We start from the raw sequence: 18,102 nt of genomic DNA, 5'->3' as shown, positions 1-18,102 counted from the left end.
ATTATCCCTCCCTAATTCCTCTCCTTCCTAAAAGGAGCAAACCCAGCCTCTCTTCCCTAGTAGGGAAGGGAGGCTGGTGAGTTAAATTTATCAAACAGAATTCAGGAGTCAGAATTCAGCAATGTTTTCTGTATAACTGGTGGATAGCGTAGCGTAAAGCCTTCTCTTTCAGAGACGCTAACGCGAACAGCATGGCTTCGCTTAGAGCGAGTATTTTCGAGTCGCGTCTGAATAACCGGGTTTAATACCCCCACCAAATCGTAGATTTGGTGGTGTAACAATTCCTGCGCCGGTCTGAATCCCCGACTGATTAGATTCTGAATCCTGTTAGCGGATAGCTAAGGTTTAGCCCATTCTGACTTCTGAATTCTGAATTCTTCTTTTCTTCAATTGAGATATATACCACCGTCAAGATTCAGATCACCTTAGACTTAATAGTAAACTTTAGCCCTTCAGTGCCTTTCTAAAGTTTCGACGATAGGATTGATTTGTAATAAACAAAGCTGGCCATAACAAAGATAAACCAATGCGATTGGTCAAAGTTGGATTAAAATTTGTTCGCCCAAACCCATTCCAAAACTTCCAAACGCCGCCTCCGTAAACCACTACCAAGGCGAAAATAATCAAGTTACCCATTATTCCTATCAACTCCGTTAGTAACTGACAGAATTTAAGTTAAGTTTTACCACACAAGGTAATCACTTTATAACCCAACACTGAGAAGCTATCACTAAACTCCTCACTCTCGGACATCTAAGTTAGTTAAACACACATTCTCTTATTCCAGTGTAGATTAGCCTCACGCATTGCAGCCAGTTATTGCGCTGGCAAGCTAGTCAAACGATGTAAAAGCTTCATTTTTGGGGTGTTTTGGCGACACATTTTGCTTCTATAACAATTAAGCCCTTAGTTTCTAAGACAGAACAACGCTGTAAAATGCCTAAGAGAGCAGGATTAGTTCCTTGCTGTAGCTTTAATGAAATATCTTTTGCTATCGATTGCCACTGGATAAACCAAGGATTTATGGTGATATATTCAGGTGTAAATGCTGATTCATCCAGTACAAAAAAGTCTACCCCATATTTCTGAATAAAGTTTTGTACTTCTGCTAAATTATCGCTGTATTGAGCGCGAATCAGATCAGTAGCTCGTTCGGTAATCTGGTTATCATAACCCACATGATAAGGAGCAGAGTATTCCCAGCCGATCAAGATAGACCTTTTAGAAAACGTAGGCACATTATCTATATTTTCTGATAAAGAGGCAATGAGAATGTCTTTAGGTTGTTTCTGAAAAAACTCATAAATTAGTGGGTTTTTTTCTACCCGGTAGAGGCTAGTCGGGAAATTTTTCAACAAGCATGGATAAAAGAAAAGTAAAATTCCTAATAAACTTGTAAATCCTAACACTAATATCTGTCGCCCAGATGAATACTCTCGATGCTGCTTTGCCCATTGAAAAACTGCATCTAAAATCGCCACTATTACTATACCTGTGGCAATAATCACTATAAATTTTAGGGTATACCTTGTGTATCGGGCTGGAGAATAGAGTTTATAAAGTAGTAAATGAGCAAGCCCAAACATTACCACAGATGCCAAAGCAATGTGAGGTAAAACTTTAACCTTATCAGTAACTAGCTTAGTTAACGGAAAACGTTGAGGATAGTGGAGGATAATAGGTAAAAATAATCCAATTATGTTTAATGGATGTTCCAAAACATTTGGAATTAGGCCACTGTGCTGATTCAGCAACCAAAACCAAATTAGATCATCACTGAAAAAAGAGATTCTTCCTGTTTCTGCAAGTCCTGGTAATTCTCTGGCTGCTACTCCTGCAATACTTGGCCCAAATTTAGAGTAACTTAAGGCGTAAGGCAACATAAATATTAGACAAGTTACCAATCCAGTAACGGAAAATAGGTAATCACGGCGATTATTAGACAGCTGAGGTAGCTTTTCTTTCCAATGCCAAAGCCTTAATATTAAAATTCCGGCGATGATTAACAAAAACGGTGGATAAAACAATCCTACTAATGCGATCGCGCCCAAACATGGTAGTAGAGATTGCCTTAATAAATAGTATAAAAATGCTATAAAAAATACAAAAATAAATGATCTAGGCGACGCAGAAACTAAATCGTCCCTCATGGAGAGGTTTTGAGCCAGTAACAATGTACTGATAAAACCTGCCGTGGGCACTGGAAATATTTGCATACATAATGGAAACCAATAACAGATAGTAAGTATTTTCAATAAAACTGGCAATAATTTACTAAATAAGAGTGGCTCAATACCCAGCATTGCTACTATCTTATAAAGATGAGAAAATCCCACTGGGGTTACTGATTCAAAATAGTCGGCGATTAAGTCATTTGGTAGTATGTCTGGCTCTAAAAATCGCTGCATCCAAAAAACATATACTCGCGCATCATCTTGCACTGCATATTTGTTGCTGAACGCTTGCTGTAGTTCTAATAAACTATAAAATATGGCAAAGATTAGGCTTAAACCAAACCAAAATCTCATCTGAAACTTAGATGTATTGGCATCAGTCGCCGTCAAAAAATTATGCAAGCTTGTTATCTGCATTTATATAAAGCCTTTTCAGTTTAAAGGTGCTACAAATGAGCAGCACTGACGTTTATTTTTCCTTGTTATAACTTTCTGGCATACCCACTGGTGATAAACCTGCGATCGCTCGTAAGTTTTGGCAACGAATCAACTCAGTAAAATTTAAGCTGGAACGCCCTTCAATTTTGGCTACCGCTTCAATGGCAGATAATAGGTGCTGCGCTGCTTCTGCTTCTGAATAACCGCGCCGCTGTGCTATTTTAATTGCTGCTGCATCGGCATTTAACTCTGACTCTGGAGATTTATTAGTGCGCCAGATCCGCAAAGCTGCGATCGCACTTAATCCCCCAGCGACACCTACACCCACCACATCTGACTGCGCTGCTTCCAAGAATCCGCCTAACAGCCCGGCCAGCACCACACCTTGATAAATATCGGGTTTAAACCACTTCACCCCCGTCAACCAGCTAACCATCTGCAACAACAGCAAATCTCGTTGTGGCTTTGTCAAGCGACGCCACAAATCGAAATTAATATATATTGGTCGCGCTTGATTCCAGGGTTGGGGAAAAGAGGCATCAATCACTTTTGCCTGCTCCGGCTTACTAACAAGTTTTGTCGTCATCCGACCAGAAGCAGGCATCACATCTAACAAACGGCGAATTTCAACATTTGGCTCCATAAATTTAATTATTAGTCATAATGTGCATAGTAACTAGGTGTGTAAAAAATAAACTTTTCGTGTTAGCCTTTGATTTGTGAGATGCTTTCGCAGTCTTGAATAGATTTAGATCAACCTAAAAATATTGATTAAGCAGTTTGATAGTGTGGCGGGATTTTATCGTATTCGTTTGCCGCCAAATTCAAAACCTCAAAGTTTTGGATCATCATTGAGACTACAATTTTAACGACATGGACGCTTTTGTTCCTATCCCGCCTGAATGGACGAATAAAGCAACACACGCTTATGAGTTTTGCTGTCCTAACTGCCACTCCAGTAGCCTGGAAGCTGAAAAAGTTTGGCTAAACCGGCGATCGCCTGTACTTACAGAAGACCGTCGTCGCAAATGGCAAGAGTTTTATTACTGTCACTGTGGTTCTGTGTGGTGGGCTTGGAGTAGCGATCGCCCCCCAAAAGATATTACGACGGTTCCCATAGATTGAAAAATCCAAACAAAACCCCACCTCAAGGTGGGGTTTTGTTTATCTAATTTTGAGCGTTATTTCCGATTCCCCGATTTTAGAAGGAGAAAGTAGTACGCAGAGTACCTACATAGATGGTATCATTAGCATCGTTGTGATCAGGGTTGAAGATCACCAACAAGCCAGGGGTAACGGCAATATTATCGGTTAAAGGCAAGCGATAAAGAGCTTCTGCATGATAAGAAGTGCTCGCATCTTCAACCCCAAAATTACTCTCAGTCACTTTGGGTGATTGGCCAAAAATCAAACCAAGCAAGCTACCTTCTCTACCAAGGTCTTTAACACCAAGGGTAGCAGCCCAGTAGAACACATCTGTACTCTGTCCTGCTTGAACACCATTTTTAGCTTCTATATCGCTGAAGCCTGCCCAACCGCCAATAGTGAACTTAGAACTGGGTTTAAAGTTAGCTTGTACACCGTAATGGTTGGATTCAGTCCGAGCATCAAATGCATTATTAGCTAGGATACTGCCAGTATCACCAAACAGGTCTGGAGCATCATCTATACCACCATCTTGATAACTGCGAGCGTAGGTCAGACCAATATTGAAAGCTTTGTTTGGTTGGAAAGTTAATTGACCGAAGATGGTGCTATCACCATTGAACAACCCGTTATTAATAGCAGGATCGTTAGCATTGGCGGCTAAATAAGCACCACTCAAGCTAATAGCACCTTTAGGATTGAATGTAACAGTCAAACCACTACCACCAGCACCTTGGCGATAGATGGGGCTGAAACGTCCATAGCGAGAGATAGCGCCCCTACCAGAACTAGCAAAGTCAGGGTTGAAGTTATTAACGTTTTCGTATAACTCCGCGCCAGTAGCATCAACTTTTACACGTATTGCTTCACCAAAGTTAAAAGCGTAGTTAACTTTATCGATTTCAACACTGTTGCCAGTATCTTCTTCAAAACCCAAGCGGGTCATGAAAGTACCAGTTTGTCCACTATTATTGACGATATTCCCAGAATTCAACCGGATTTGCAGTTGGTCTGTACCAGTAAAACTGCTGTACAAGTTCAAACGAACACGGTTAGCGAAAGTGGTGTTGCTTTCTAAATCAGGGTTATTGCCAGAGTCAGCGTCTTGATCGGCCGCTGTGTCACCAAAAGCCTGAGTTACATTAAAGATTGCTTCCCCAACTAGTTTGGTGGTTGTAGAAAACTGGTTGGCTTCCAACTCAGAAGTGCGGGCTTCTAGAGCATCCACACGACCGCGCAGGGTTGCTAGTTCAGCAGAAAATTCTTCTTGTAAGCGCTGTAAGGTAGCTAGGTCTTGTTTGCTGACCAAATCGGCGGTAGCTGTAGCAATCAACTCGTTAACCCGGTCTAAACAGGCATTCAAACCTGCGGCAAATTCATAACGGGTCAAAGCACGGTTACCACGATAGGTACTGTTGGGATAACCTGCAATACAGCCGTAACGCTCAACCAAGGATTGTAAAGCTTGGAATGCCCAATCTGTGGGCTGTACATCCGAAAATTGCGAAACTGATGTTACCTGGCTCATGTTGTTAGACTCTTGAGCTTCAGATAACTGGGCAACATTTGTTAACTGCTCGTTGACTTCAGCTGCTAAGGCACTATTCGCTGCGAAAAATGTGGCAGCTACAATAACCGGACTAACCTTGAAAAGATTCCAGAATCGTTTTGTCATATTTTTCCTTTCACTCACACCTACACAAACCCAGTGATTATAAAATGCTTATAACACTTTATTTTCGGGGATTTTACACACAATCACAGTGATGATTATACCTTTATCCTGTGATTATTACAAGTAAGTTAATTAGCATATTGCCGAACTATGTTTTTTAATTAATTTATTTGGTAAGCGCAAAATAATGCGGCGTTTGTGACCGAAAACAGATAGACACGGAATTTTTTATTTGTTTATCCGTTACCTTAATTGTGCAAGTTTAAGAATAGGTAAGCTTTTAGTAAAATATATAGTTAACTTATTTTTAACAAGACAGAATTCAATTCTGAATTCTGTGCGACTGTTGGATAGCGTACTGGTAGCGAGTCCACCAGCATTTGAATAAACGGGTCTAAGTCCCACAATAAATCTAAGATTGAGTGGTCAACAAGAGAATGGCAGGTCTGAATCCTTGACTCAAAGATTGCTGAATCCTGAATTCTTTTTCAATTGGTATTTTCTGAAGACTAAGTAAATAGGCGCAAATAATTAGAAAATACAGCAGTTTGCGATGCGCTTATTTTGGCTGGATTTAGATCCCTGACTGATTTAACAAGTCGGGGATCTGAGCAGCACATCAATTAAGAGCGTTGACCGGTGACAATATATGCTACCCTCTGACCGATATTAGTGGCATGATCTGCCATGCGTTCCAAACAACGAATTGCCAGTGCTAATAGTACAATTGGCTCGACCACACCAGGCACATCTCGTTGTTGAGCTAAAGTCTGATAAACGCGATCGTAAGCATCGTCTACAGTATCATCTAGGTGCTTTAAACGGCGTCCGCTTGCTTCATCTAAATCTCCCAAAGCCTTCAAGCTAGTTGCTAGCATGGCCTGCGCGTGAAGGGACATAACCTCAATGTCGGGCATTGACGTATGAGGCTCATAAGGAAAAATTTTAATCGCAATCTCAGCTAAATCCTCAGCATAATCGCCAATGCGCTCTAAGTCTCGCACCAACTGCATAAAGGCACTTAAGCAGCGCAAATCTGGGGCTGTAGGCGCTTGTAGCGTCATAATCGCCGTACAGTCTGATTCGATTTGACGATAAAAGCGATCAATCTTTTTATCTAATCGAGGAAGTTCTTCAGCTGCTGTTAAGTTACGAGCAAATAACGCTTGGTGGCTGAGGCGAAATGATTGTTCTACCAAAGCACCCATACGTAATACATCCCGTTCTAAGCGCCTAATGGCGCGTGCGAGTTGTGGTCTTTGAGGATTGGGACTATAATCGACGGCTTTCACACTTGTTGTCTCAAAGGTGAAGATATTATTAACTATAGTCTTGGCTTAAGGAGTTTGCCATAACTTCAGGAAATTGGAGTTGCATCCATGCACCGCCAGTTTCGGGATGGTTCATCGCTTTGATTGAACCACCGTGGGCAATTAGAATTTGCTCAACGATCGCTAATCCTAACCCATTGCCAACGATCGCTCCTATGGAGTTACTATCTTGTGGGGAATGGGTTCGCGCTTTATCTCCTCGATAAAATCGCTCAAAAACGTGGGGTAAATCGGCTTCAGAAAACCCAACTCCAGAATCAATAAGATTTATTTCCAAGATTGGGGAAGCAGCATCGCCCTCATTATTATTCGTTGATTGGATTTTCGCTTCGACGTGAATGCTTGTACCAGGAAGACTGTACTTAATGCTGTTGTCTAGCAAGTTGAGAAAAACTTGGTAAATACGGGCTTGGTCTGCCTTAATCCAAAGATTTTCTGGGCCAGAATAAGAAAAAGACAGATGTTGGCGCCCTGCCAAAGGTTCTAGTGTTTCCCAAACAGATGCAATGAGCGATCGCAATTCTACAACTTTGGTTTGTAATTGCATCGTTGGGTTTGCTTCCATTTGAGTGAGGTCTAGCCAGCTTTGCACTAAGTTAATTAGCCGATCAACTTCTTGCATCAAGCGGTTAACCCAACGATTTAAAGGTGGTTCCAAGCGGGTTTGTAAAGTTTCCGCAACCAAGCGAATCGAAGTCAGTGGCGTTCTAAGTTCGTGGGCTAGATCAGAAAAAGAGCGATCGCGTACTTGATTTATATCCAATAGGGGTTGACGATTTTCTAAAAATACTCCCACTTGTCCATTGGGTAAAGGCAAGCTAGATGCCCGCAAAGCCAAAGATTTTCTTGCTGCCATCTCTGCCGCATCATCACAAGATGGGTGAAATATCCATTCTCCCGTCTGTGGTTTTTGCCAATCACGAGTTTGCTCAATTAAATGGTCAAGTTCATAAGACCTTACCAACTCTAGTAACAAGCGCACCTGTTCTGGTTGCCACCTTTGCAAATACAAAATTTCCTGCGCCTGTTGATTGCACCACAGCAGTTGATTTTCCTCATCCACCTGCAAATATCCCACTGGCGCAAAATCTAGCAGGTCTTGGTAAGTTTGCAACGACTGCTGCAAATCTTGCCGCTGCTGCTTCACCATTGCTATTTCCTGCCGCAACCCAGGAATCAGCAGCAGTCCCATCTTATAAGAATGGGGGGTTAACGGTCGGATTAAGCGCCCCAGGTAGCGGTTAAGTTGAACTTGTTGCCAAATCCAAAACCCAATGCCTACCGCTAAACCCAGAAAAAATCCCAATAAAAGCATTTGAGTTGTTAGTTTTTTGGTGACTATTAAAAACTAACAACTATCCAAACTAATTATCCAAACCTATAGCCAAAACCTCTTACAGTCACAATATATTCGGGATGACTGGGATCTTGCTCTAATTTTTCGCGCAACCAGCGAATATGAACGTCTACAGTTTTACTATCGCCGACGAAATCTGGGCCCCAAACCTGATCGAGCAATTGTTCCCGTGACCATACCCGTCGGGCGTAACTCATAAACAGTTCTAGCAGGCGGAACTCTTTGGGGGAAAGACTTACCTCTTGACCACGAACCAGCACCCGGCATTCTTGGGGATTCAAAGTGACATCCTTGAATTTTAATACTGGTAGTTGTGGTAAATTACTTAAACGTTGGCGGCGGAGTAAAGCCCGACAACGAGCCACTAACTCGCGCATACTAAATGGTTTAGTCAGGTAGTCGTCTGCTCCCACCTCTAATCCCAGAACTCGGTCAGTTTCACTACCCTTAGCACTGAGCATTAAAATAGGTACTGGGTTGCCTTGATGACGCAGCAAACGGCAAATATCTAGCCCATTGATTTGCGGCAGCATCAAATCAAGAATGACCAGATCAAAGGGAGGTTCCCCAGAATTGGTTTCAAAACTTTTGAGATACTCTATAGCTGACCGCCCATCGGGAGCAGTTATCACCCCATAACCTTCTTCTTCCAGAGCTACAGCTAGCATTTCCTGGATTAATTCTTCATCTTCTACTACTAGAATACGGCTGGTTTGCCCAATGTCCGTTCTAGCAGAATATTTGGTCGATTCAGTGGTATACATTGATATCACAAAAGTCTGGGACTGTGCTTGTATCAATTAGGATGATGAGTCTATTATCTCGCCTAACTGTAACCGCGCTTCTACTAGGGTTAATTCTTTTAGATTTTCTTTACAAAGAGTAACATACACCACAACGGACTCATAAAGTATCAAACAGTGTGGCTGCAAGCTTGTAATAGTTTTTTAATTAGGGACTTTGCATTTTCAAATTCCTAAATAGCCTCGATTCTGTCCTAAAAATAGGGAAAGCATTTTCTGACGGAATTGCACGAATGGTTGTCTTGACAAGAGCAGATTAAGTTAGGTATATTTATTTTAGTACAAAAGTACTATGACTTGAAGGAAAAATATACCTAAAAAACATAAGGATATATATGTGGAAAATTCGTACACCATCTCAGTATCCTATGTTGATCATTTCAGTATTTCCACCGCGTTAAAAATGTTGATTTAAAAGCTACCCTGATGTCTGCATAGGGTAGTCCTTGGTATGGCTTGCTACCCAATAAATCATTTGCCTATTGAAGGGAGTTGGAAGATGACTACAGTTGGAGTCAAGGACAGCAAACAACAACTAATGCAAGCATTTCAACAAATTATTATCCAAAGAAAAAAGCTGGAATCTAAAATAGCAACCAAACAAGAGGAAGCAGAAAAGGCAAAAAGTCAAGAAATACTGCAAGCGGCTTCTGCATATACCGTTGATAGTATTGTCAAAGGTTTGGCTGATTTACAATTGGAATTTGGCAGTATTCTCAATGCATTATCTGAAAAACTAGCTCAGGAAAATTCCAAGTTAGATGAATTGAACCGAGCTATAGAAATTGAAACTCAACGCCTACAAGAGCTTCAACAAATCAGAGTTGTAGCAGATACTCTAGACGTTTTAAGCCAAGAACACCAAGAAAAATTAAAAATCCTTGAACAAGATACTATCAGCAAAAGAGAAGCACTAGAAAAAGAAATTACAATCAGGCGGAAAGAATGGCAAAAAGAGCAGTCAGAGTATGAGGAAAAGCTCCAAGAATATAACAATTTATTAGCCAAAGATCGCCAGCAAGAACAAGAAGAATCTCAGTATAAGTTAGAAACTACTCGTAAACTAAATACAGACAGCTACGAAGCAATAAAGCGCCAACAACAAAGAGAAATACAAGAAAATTCTCAAAAGAAAGATAAAGATTGGGCAGAACGAGAAAAGATATTTGCTGAACGGCAACCACTCTTTGCAGACTATGAACAAAAGGTAAGTACATTTCCTAATGAACTAGAAGAAGCCGTTAAGAAAGCTAGAGAAGAAGCAATTAAAGAAACAAGCCAAAAAGCTAAAATTGAGGCTGATTTATTTGAGAAGGAATGGGAATCTAACAAACAGAGTTATGAACAGAAAATTCAATCTCTGGAAGAAACAATTAAGAAACAGTCTGAGCAAATAGAAGGCATTTCTGCTCAATTGCAAACTGCACTAAAACAAGCACAAGACTTAGCTATGAGGGCTTTTGGTAGTTCTAATCCTAAATAGTTTTGAGTCTGTAGCATCTTAACCATTTTTAATTCCTGAAGAGGAGGTTTGTTGTGGTGGTAAAAAAACCGACTGATAAGAATACTAAAGTAGAAATTCTTCAGGCGTATGAGGAGTTAGCTAAAGAGAAAGCAGCGCTGAAATCAGAACTCGATCAAGTTGCCAAAGAAAACCAATCTGGAACTAAAGAACAGCCTAAATTAGAGCAAAAAACACCTATGAATCAGCTTTCTAGTGTCCAACAAAAGATGAACAATACAATTGAAAGCTTGGCGAAGATTCAATTAGGTTTTGGCAGTGCTGCTAATGAATTATCAGAACAGCTAACCACAAAAGCCTCTAAATTGGAAGAAATCAGACGAACTTTAGAAGAAGAAATCCAACAACTAACACAGTTGCACAATTTAGAAGTTTCTGATGATATCTTGGATACTCTTATCCAAGCCTATGAAGATAATACTAAAGCTTATCAGGAAGAATATAGCCAGCGTTCTGAAGTATTATTTCAAGAAATATTAGAGCAAAGGAATACTTGGGGAAAAGAACAAGAGGAACAGCAACGGGCGATAAAAGAACGGAATGAAAACTTGCATAAAACTCGACAACGTGATGCGTCAGAGTATAAGTATAATTTAGAACTCCAGCGGCAACGAGAAAGTGACGAATACGAACAAGGGCAGAAAGCACTATATAAGCAACTGGAAGAATTATTACAAGAAACGGAAAAACAGTGGGCTGAAAGGGAGAAAGCAATTTCTGAGAGAGAGAAACAATTTGAAGAGTTAAAAGCCAAGGTAGAGGCTTTTCCGAAAGATAAAGAAGCAGCTATAAAAAAAGCTACAGAAGAAGGCAAAGGCATCGCCCACTACCAAGCTAAAGTAAAATCTGATTTATATTCTAAAGAAGTGGAAGGGCAAAAGCGTTTTTATGAACAAAGACTACAATCTCTAGAACAAACTATTACTAATCAAGAGACGCGGATTCAAAATCTTTCTAAACAACTTGAATCGGCTCTCAAACAAGTTCAGGATTTGGCAGTTAAAGCTATTGAAGGTACTTCAAATGTTAATTCATATCAGGCAATCAAAGAAATAGCTTTGGAACAGGCAAAGACTCAAGCAAAAAATAAATAAGCTGATTTATTTTTGATGTTTCTTGTAGAGACTTAAATTAAGTCTCTACAAGAAACTATAAAGCTTTTTATTCGGTTTTCTTTGGTTTTTTGATGTCTGGGGGAGGTTGTAATTTCTTCTTCTTTGTTGCGCTAGCTTGTGTTTGCTTGAATGCTTTATTGGAATTTTGTTCTTGACTAGACATAATACTAAATTTTAAAATTTACTACAGTATTATCTACACCACGGGTATTGTTGATTACAGAAATATATCACATAAAATTTATGTTTAACTAAAAAAGTGGTTCTATCCCTCCCACTCTTCAAAGGGATGGAATTCCCGCCGATTTTCGTTTAATACAAACACCTAAAATTTTTGCAGTGTAAAGTTTTTTAACATTGCAAGTTATATGCGATCGCTAAATCGCAGTTCTAGCTAGCGAGCAAACAAAACTTATTGACAATAATGGCAATAAGCTCAGTATATTTGGGTTTAAACGCTTTGATCGCCCCCCATAAATGATAAAAAGCGTGAAGTGCTTATCAAAACTGAGTTTTGGCTGTTTTATCAAAATTCAGGGGTTGACTCGATAGCTGAGAAAGTTTTAAGGGGGTTGGGGATTGGGTACTAGGATTGAAAATTAGGTATTTACTAGAGTGAAAATTATTCTCTAGTTCCCAGTTCCTAGTCCCTAGCTCATAGTCTCCAGTAAAAATGCCTAATCAAGTTTGGTTATCACAATTGCAAAAACACCGAGCGATCGCAGTCATCCGCGCCCCTAAAATCGAATTGGGACGGCAAATGGCAATGGCTGTAGCATCTGGGGGAATGCAGCTAATTGAGATTACCTGGAATAGCGATCGCGCTGGGGAATTGATCAGTCAATTACGTTCGGAATTACCAGCCTGTATCATTGGCACTGGTACGCTATTCAATGTGCAGCAGTTACAAGAAGCGATCGCATCTGGGGCGCAATTCCTCTTCACACCCCACGTTGATCCAGCAATGATTCAAGCAGCAGTAGAAAAAAATGTGCCTATTATACCAGGAGCTATGACTCCTACAGAGATTGTTACTGCCTGGAGTCAGGGTGCTAGTTGTGTAAAAGTGTTTCCTGTGCAAGCATTAGGAGGGGCTGAGTATATCAAAAGTTTGCAAGGGCCGCTGAGTCAGATTCCCTTAATTCCTACTGGCGGCATCACACTCGAAAATGCTAAAGAATTTTTACAAGCCGGAGCGATCGCTGTAGGTTTGAGCGGTGAATTATTTCCTCAAAAGCTTGTCACAGAGAGAAATTGGGAAGCGATCGCATCTGGAGCAAAAAAACTAATGCGACAGTTAAGTTAACTTAGAATCAAATCATCAAAACTTAACGTCTATTAAAGTAATAGATAGGGAAATAAAAGTGAAAGCTGATAAGTTTCTCAAGACTTCATGATTTGAGTGTGAGTGTATCTAAAATGAAAAAACTGATTTATTCTGACTGGGTGCGTCGCTTACAAATACTCCTCACTGGTACAGCATTGTCCTTAAGTGTTTTTACTACTACTGGAACTAGTGAAGTTTGGGCGAATTCCAAAAATCAAGTGATTGCACAAAAAATCCAGACATTGCAACAATCGGATCGGCGCTGGATTCAAATTAATCTTTCAAAGCAACGATTAATAGCTTGGCAAGGTGACAAAGTTGTTTATGGAAGTGCTATTTCCTCTGGTAAAAAATCCACTCCTACTCTTGTTGGTACTTTTAATATTCAATCCAAGTTCAAAACTACGCGGATGCGGGGAAGGGGTTACGATGTTGCCAACGTTCCTCATGCGATGTTTTATCAAGGTAATTACGGTATTCACGGAGCTTATTGGCATAAGAGATTTGGAACTCCAGTAAGCCACGGGTGTGTAAATCTTGCACCTAAACATGCTAAATGGCTATTTGAGTGGGCATCAGTAGGGACACCAGTAGTTATCCATAAATAGTAAGTGAAGCAGCCAGAAGGCAATTTAAGCAAAACTAGAAATAACAACAAATCAAGATAATTTAAGTGATTCCCAGCAAGATTTTATGCTGGGAATCTTCGGAGTCGGAATTACTGAAGTTGAAATAAAATATAGAAGAGGGTATTCAAGAATTTACCCAAAAAATAAGCGTAAATCCTGACAATTCTTGTGTGAAATTACAAATGCAAATATGAATTTGGGGAAAGTTTGCATTTAGGTATTGGTCATTGGTCATTGGTTATTAGTCATTAGTCATTAGTCATTAGTTAGGACTCATCATTTATCAAGGACAAATGACAAAGGACAAGTGACAAGTGACTAATGACCAAATTGGACGCAGATTAGCTTGGGAATTGTCTTAAGAAGCATTAGCGGATGAATTGCGTAAATCCTCCACAGAAAGGAGTAATAACTCTGGAAATTTGTAGTTTTCCAGACAATTACTTCACTTCATAATTTTTGCGTAGTTTAGAAGGTGAGGCATAATGCAATCTTGGATTCGCAGTGGTAAGATTCGTTCCTCAGGGAATTTTTGTACAGGCGTGGCGCTGATGGTGGCAACTCTATTTTCTTGGTCATCACCTTTAGCAGGTACACCCAACTTGACTACAGCAACAGCTGCGCCAGTGAATGAAAACAGCATCACTGCATCTAATATCAGGCAAACATCCCAACCTCGCTGGATTGAAATTGACTTGTCAGAGCAACGCTTACGTGCATGGGAAGGTAATAAACTTGTTTATTCATACCGCATTTCTGGAGGTAAGCGATCGACTCCCACACCCATAGGTAAATTTCGGATTAATTCTAAGTATCGCACTCACCGGATGCGAGGCAGGGGCTATAATATTCCTGACGTTCCTTACACAATGTATTTCTACAGAGGCTACGCCATCCACGGCGCTTACTGGCATAATCGTTTTGGGACTCCCGTCAGCCACGGTTGTGTAAATTTACCTGTTCAGCAAGCTCGCAATCTTTACAACTGGGCTAGGAATGGAACTTTAGTAGTGGTGCGGAAATAATTCGTAATTCGTAATTCGTAATTAAGAGTTTTAATAACGAATTATCGTGAAGATGAATTAATCATTGTGGCAATTCTTACCTGTCCATATATCCAGGTAAGAATTGCCAAGTGTGACGCACTCTACATCACTGCTAGACTAAAAACACATCTTCGAGGGATTTAGGAGCCATGAGCTACTCAACTACTCAACTACTTACCCTAGAGGAGTTTCTGAAGCTCCCAGAAACAAAGCCCGCGAGTGAATATATTAACGGTAAGATTATCCAAAAGCCAATGCCGAAAGGGAAGCATAGTCGATTGCAGCTAAGACTCTGCAATAGCATTAACGAAGTAGCAGAAAGCCAAAAAATTGCTTATGCATTCCCAGAGTTGCGCTGTAGCTTTGGTATCCGCTCAATTGTGCCTGATGTAGCGGTTTTTAAATGGTCACGAATTCCATTTGATGCTGATGGGGAAGTTCCCAACGATTTTTTGCTGTGGCCAGATTGGACAATTGAAATCCTCTCCCCAGAACAGAGTTCAAACCGAGTAATTGGCAACATCCTTTATTGCTTACAGCATGGTTGCCGACTAGGGTGGTTAATTGATCCAACAGATCGCTCAATTTTGGTTTTCCGTCCGGGCCAACAACCAGAGTTAATCCAGGGAGAAGATTTTTTGCCTGTATTACCAGAAATTGAACTTGCACTAACCGTCAATCAAGTTTTTGGATGGTTAAAGATGGATAGCTAAAAATAACTTGTTGTACATTATATCTAGCTCAACTGTGCCACAAGTTGATTCTCCAAAAGTGTGTCATTTGTTAACAAGTCTTCAACGGTGATTCGCAAAAAGCGTTGCTCATCAACTTGAAAGAGGATTTTGATGCGATCGCTTCCAGGATATCCGGCTGGTGTCAATTGGGCAATTGTCCTCGCGCCTTCTTGATCGTTGAGGGGTTTGACGCTGGTTTCATTACTGTCCAGACGGCGAGTAATTAAGCGATCGCCATCAAAATAAACTTCGGTGTTACCTGTATCTGCTCCCAATTCTCCCATAATTAACTCAATACTGGGTTGATTTTCTACAGAAGCGCCTAAGACTAATTCCACTGGCTGACTCATTGGGTATGCCTGTCCAGCTTTAATTAAAGAATGCCATTTGTGACGCTGGTTGCGGCGATCCCAGTAGCGGATACCATAACTATGGTAGAGAAAGTCTTTGATTTGTATCCCTTGGGCTAACTGTAATGCACCTTGAGCGATCGCTTCAAAGGGACGTTCGCAACGGATTTTTTCTGGCTCAAAATACTGTTTAATCCATGTCTGCACTGCCGGCAATTGCACTGTGCCACCAACTAACAAAACTGCATTAATATCTGGAAGTTCTATCCCTTGCCGTTTTGCTTGCTGCAACAGTGTCGTCATTGATTCATCGAGTAACTCAAAAAATGCGTGTTCTTTGAGGATATTTTCAAAAGTATCGCGGTTTAGTTCCAGTTCATAGCTTTCAAATGTCTCATCATCAAAATAAACTTCACTGGCTTGGTTTTGAGTTGATAGCTGAATTTTTACCCGTTCTGCCAATCTTGTTGTCAACGGACTTACCGCCAACTCTTGAGTTTTGGCAAAGTAATCTACTAACCAGTTATCAATATCAGTACCGCCCAGATTTTGCCCAGCTTTCGCCAGTACACGGGCAGTTTTGACTTTTTGTTTTGAATCTTCAGCTAAGGACTTATTGCCCCACTTGAGGATAAATCCCAACGGCTTAGTGGTTGCTTGCACACCTTTATCCAACCGGACAAGGGACAAATCTAAAGTACCACCGCCAAAATCAATCACCAAGAGAATTTCTTGATTCGCCAAGCCATAACCCAAGGCGGCTGCTGTGGGTTCATCCAGCATTCGCACTTGTTCGACGGGAAGGGCTTGACAAACTTTTCCCAACCAGTGGCGATAAGCTTCAAAACTGTCTACGGGTACGGTTAACACGAGAGAATCTAAGCCACCTTCCAAGGGTGCTAGTTGTTCAATTACTTGAGTGAGGAACCATTGCCCGACTTGTTCAAAGGTGACAATTTGCCCATCTAATTCGGGTAAAAAACCTTGGATATCTGCACCAATACCGCGTTTGAAGCTGCGGAAAAATCGCGTTTCGCCTTTGAGGTCAAGACCGCGATCGCGTACTTGTTGCCCGACTAAGACTTTATTTTGGGTTGCGTCTTCAACATAAACCAAGCTGGGAATCAGTGGCGGATTGAGACTTTGTTTAATTGATAAACCTGGTAGAGTCAGGGTTTCTGGCTGCTGGGTGACAGGGTTCCAACGAGCAATGACTGTGTTGCTAGTACCAAAATCGATTGCGATCGCCATATTTTATATTTATTCTCTCGCATGAAGATGCCAAAGCTGCTTTATCTGTGATTATTCTCTATAAGCTACCAAGAAAGCAAATGCGCCCATAGGCATACTTCTTTGCATCCCAACCCAGATATCGATTCAGTCTGTTGCAGCTAAGTGTTAGCACAGTTAGAACCAAATACAACGATGTAGAAGCAGTTATTACCTTTGATTTAGCCCTACCTATAGATCCAAAAAATCCAGTAATTCAAGTCATTCTAGATAACGAAGGAAAAATAAAAGAAATCAAACCTTCAATATTCTCATAAGGGGTATATGTAGTATGGCTGTTGCCCGTTATGCAACAGCGACTTCTCTAATATCTCAATTGTTTGCTTAAATAAAGCAGTACAAAACATATTTTAACGAGCAGATACAGTGTTTTTACATAGGTATTAAAATATTATATTTTCTTTGTAAAAAACTATTAGCCAATTGTCTTTTCCAAAATGTCGCGGATATAACTGAGATGTATTTGAATTTTGCTGTAATTCTCGATAAATCAAAATGAATCTTGAAAAAGTTGCATCTTCCACTCCGGAAATAGGGGTACATAATTATTCAAATGTAATGATTCCATCTGAGGATGCGGGATTATCTCTGATGTCCTTAGTGTCTAGTTCAAAAGCAGGAACTGGATCAGCTTTACCAGGATATTTGTTAGAGGCTGTAGACTTAGCTCATGAACAGTTCAGCCAATTTATTGCTAGTCCTGACCTTGATTACAACATGAATCTGGTTTTTGATAATAACTGGGATCGACAAGCATTTCAAAAGGTAGTTCAAGATGTCAAGCAAAGCGGTTTCAGGAATCTTGTTGAAATTGATGTGCTGACAGGAATACAGTTGAATGGCGCAAATGCTAGTTTTGCTCAAGAAACAAATACTATTTATTTTTCTGAAGATTTCTTATTAAATAACGCCAGTAATACTGAAGGAATTAATGCTGTTTTTCATGAAGAGTTCGGTCATTGGCTCGACTCCAAAATTAATACTTTTGATGCATTAGGGGATGAGGGGGAACTGTTCCAAAAGATAGTGCACAATGAGTCTTTGAATGCGGATAATCTGTTTCTGTTGAAGACTGAGAATGATCATTCAACTATTGTTATAGATGGCAAGAGTTTATCAATTGAAATGTCTAACTCCGATTTTGATGGAGATGGTAAGTCAGATA

The 18,102-nt window shown here is 40.4% G+C and carries 16 protein-coding genes; 8 read left to right on the top strand and 8 right to left on the bottom strand.

Annotation, left to right across the window (positions count from 1 at the left end):
* Positions 1-444: 444 nt before the first annotated feature.
* From A4S05_RS15415 to A4S05_RS15405, 3 genes are all read right to left on the bottom strand, one after another.
* A complete protein-coding gene (locus A4S05_RS15415; RefSeq protein WP_069070704.1) occupies positions 445-636 on the bottom strand; it encodes a hypothetical protein in 192 nt (63 codons plus the stop codon).
* Positions 637-854: 218 nt separating this feature from the next.
* The gene (locus tag A4S05_RS15410) at positions 855-2,591 is read right to left on the bottom strand and encodes a hypothetical protein (protein ID WP_069070703.1); all 1,737 of its coding nucleotides are present in this window, start codon (positions 2,589-2,591) and stop codon (positions 855-857) included.
* A gap of 52 nt (positions 2,592-2,643) precedes the next feature.
* Entirely contained in the window at positions 2,644-3,255 is a 612-nt protein-coding gene (locus tag A4S05_RS15405; RefSeq protein WP_069070702.1) for a DUF3318 domain-containing protein, read from the bottom strand.
* 230 nt (positions 3,256-3,485) lie between these two features.
* Here A4S05_RS15405 and A4S05_RS38920 point away from each other — a divergent pair, with 230 nt between their 5' ends.
* Positions 3,486-3,737, top strand: coding sequence for a hypothetical protein (locus A4S05_RS38920; protein WP_084227125.1), 252 nt, complete (start codon positions 3,486-3,488; stop codon positions 3,735-3,737).
* Between the two features lie 76 nt (positions 3,738-3,813).
* Here the strand turns inward: A4S05_RS38920 and A4S05_RS15400 are convergent, their stop codons facing one another.
* The 4 genes from A4S05_RS15400 to A4S05_RS15385 all read right to left on the bottom strand — a co-directional run bounded on the left by A4S05_RS15400 (position 3,814) and on the right by A4S05_RS15385 (position 8,885).
* Positions 3,814-5,433 (bottom strand): iron uptake porin, encoded by a 1,620-nt coding sequence (locus tag A4S05_RS15400; protein WP_069070701.1) that lies wholly within the window; start codon positions 5,431-5,433, stop codon positions 3,814-3,816.
* A 623-nt stretch (positions 5,434-6,056) separates the two neighbouring features.
* Positions 6,057-6,725 carry a phosphate signaling complex protein PhoU gene (gene phoU / locus A4S05_RS15395; RefSeq protein WP_069070700.1) on the bottom strand — a complete coding sequence of 223 codons (669 nt, stop codon included), beginning with the start codon at positions 6,723-6,725 and terminating at the stop codon, positions 6,057-6,059.
* Positions 6,726-6,753: 28 nt separating this feature from the next.
* Positions 6,754-8,079, bottom strand: coding sequence for a sensor histidine kinase (locus A4S05_RS15390; protein WP_069070699.1), 1,326 nt, complete (start codon positions 8,077-8,079; stop codon positions 6,754-6,756).
* Between the two features lie 53 nt (positions 8,080-8,132).
* Positions 8,133-8,885, bottom strand: coding sequence for a winged helix-turn-helix domain-containing protein (locus A4S05_RS15385; RefSeq protein WP_069070698.1), 753 nt, complete (start codon positions 8,883-8,885; stop codon positions 8,133-8,135).
* A gap of 538 nt (positions 8,886-9,423) precedes the next feature.
* Between A4S05_RS15385 and A4S05_RS15380 the strand changes: the two genes are divergently transcribed.
* The 6 genes from A4S05_RS15380 (at position 9,424) to A4S05_RS15355 (ending at position 15,276) form a co-directional block, all read left to right on the top strand.
* Entirely contained in the window at positions 9,424-10,407 is a 984-nt protein-coding gene (locus A4S05_RS15380) for a coiled-coil domain-containing protein (protein ID WP_069070697.1), read from the top strand.
* Between the two features lie 53 nt (positions 10,408-10,460).
* On the top strand, positions 10,461-11,540 hold the full coding sequence (locus A4S05_RS15375; protein ID WP_069070696.1) for a coiled-coil domain-containing protein: 1,080 nt from the start codon (positions 10,461-10,463) through the stop codon (positions 11,538-11,540).
* Between the two features lie 694 nt (positions 11,541-12,234).
* Positions 12,235-12,867: a bifunctional 4-hydroxy-2-oxoglutarate aldolase/2-dehydro-3-deoxy-phosphogluconate aldolase gene (locus A4S05_RS15370; RefSeq protein WP_069070695.1), complete on the top strand. Its 633-nt coding sequence runs from the start codon at positions 12,235-12,237 to the stop codon at positions 12,865-12,867.
* Positions 12,868-12,980: 113 nt separating this feature from the next.
* Complete coding sequence (locus A4S05_RS15365; RefSeq protein ID WP_069070694.1) at positions 12,981-13,496, top strand: L,D-transpeptidase; 516 nt, start codon at positions 12,981-12,983, stop codon at positions 13,494-13,496.
* Between the two features lie 506 nt (positions 13,497-14,002).
* Positions 14,003-14,542, top strand: a complete 540-nt coding sequence (locus A4S05_RS15360) for a L,D-transpeptidase (RefSeq protein WP_069070693.1) — start codon at positions 14,003-14,005, stop codon at positions 14,540-14,542.
* Positions 14,543-14,712: 170 nt separating this feature from the next.
* Positions 14,713-15,276, top strand: a complete 564-nt coding sequence (locus A4S05_RS15355) for a Uma2 family endonuclease (protein ID WP_069070692.1) — start codon at positions 14,713-14,715, stop codon at positions 15,274-15,276.
* A 23-nt stretch (positions 15,277-15,299) separates the two neighbouring features.
* Here A4S05_RS15355 and A4S05_RS15350 read toward each other — a convergent pair whose 3' ends face one another.
* Positions 15,300-16,898 (bottom strand): Hsp70 family protein, encoded by a 1,599-nt coding sequence (locus A4S05_RS15350; RefSeq protein WP_069070691.1) that lies wholly within the window; start codon positions 16,896-16,898, stop codon positions 15,300-15,302.
* A gap of 534 nt (positions 16,899-17,432) precedes the next feature.
* Between A4S05_RS15350 and A4S05_RS15345 the strand changes: the two genes are divergently transcribed.
* A partial coding sequence (locus tag A4S05_RS15345) for a hypothetical protein (protein WP_218107954.1) occupies positions 17,433-18,102 on the top strand: 670 nt, incomplete at its 3' end.

The sequence above is a fragment of the Nostoc sp. KVJ20 genome (genome assembly GCF_001712795.1).
Taxonomy (GTDB): Bacteria; Cyanobacteriota; Cyanobacteriia; order Cyanobacteriales; family Nostocaceae; genus Nostoc.
Note: the sequence above shows the minus strand (reverse complement) of the source record. Positions and strands in the feature narration are given on the sequence as shown.

Coding starts and splice junctions, on each gene's coding strand:
- A4S05_RS15415 (WP_069070704.1), bottom strand. CDS start 636: ATGGGTAACTTGATTATTTTCGCCTTGGTAGTGGTTTACGGAGGCGGC.
- A4S05_RS15410 (WP_069070703.1), bottom strand. CDS start 2,591: ATGCAGATAACAAGCTTGCATAATTTTTTGACGGCGACTGATGCCAAT.
- A4S05_RS15405 (WP_069070702.1), bottom strand. CDS start 3,255: ATGGAGCCAAATGTTGAAATTCGCCGTTTGTTAGATGTGATGCCTGCT.
- A4S05_RS38920 (WP_084227125.1), top strand. CDS start 3,486: ATGGACGCTTTTGTTCCTATCCCGCCTGAATGGACGAATAAAGCAACA.
- A4S05_RS15400 (WP_069070701.1), bottom strand. CDS start 5,433: ATGACAAAACGATTCTGGAATCTTTTCAAGGTTAGTCCGGTTATTGTA.
- A4S05_RS15390 (WP_069070699.1), bottom strand. CDS start 8,079: ATGCTTTTATTGGGATTTTTTCTGGGTTTAGCGGTAGGCATTGGGTTT.
- A4S05_RS15385 (WP_069070698.1), bottom strand. CDS start 8,885: ATGTATACCACTGAATCGACCAAATATTCTGCTAGAACGGACATTGGG.
- A4S05_RS15380 (WP_069070697.1), top strand. CDS start 9,424: ATGACTACAGTTGGAGTCAAGGACAGCAAACAACAACTAATGCAAGCA.
- A4S05_RS15370 (WP_069070695.1), top strand. CDS start 12,235: ATGCCTAATCAAGTTTGGTTATCACAATTGCAAAAACACCGAGCGATC.
- A4S05_RS15365 (WP_069070694.1), top strand. CDS start 12,981: ATGAAAAAACTGATTTATTCTGACTGGGTGCGTCGCTTACAAATACTC.
- A4S05_RS15360 (WP_069070693.1), top strand. CDS start 14,003: ATGCAATCTTGGATTCGCAGTGGTAAGATTCGTTCCTCAGGGAATTTT.
- A4S05_RS15355 (WP_069070692.1), top strand. CDS start 14,713: ATGAGCTACTCAACTACTCAACTACTTACCCTAGAGGAGTTTCTGAAG.
- A4S05_RS15350 (WP_069070691.1), bottom strand. CDS start 16,898: ATGGCGATCGCAATCGATTTTGGTACTAGCAACACAGTCATTGCTCGT.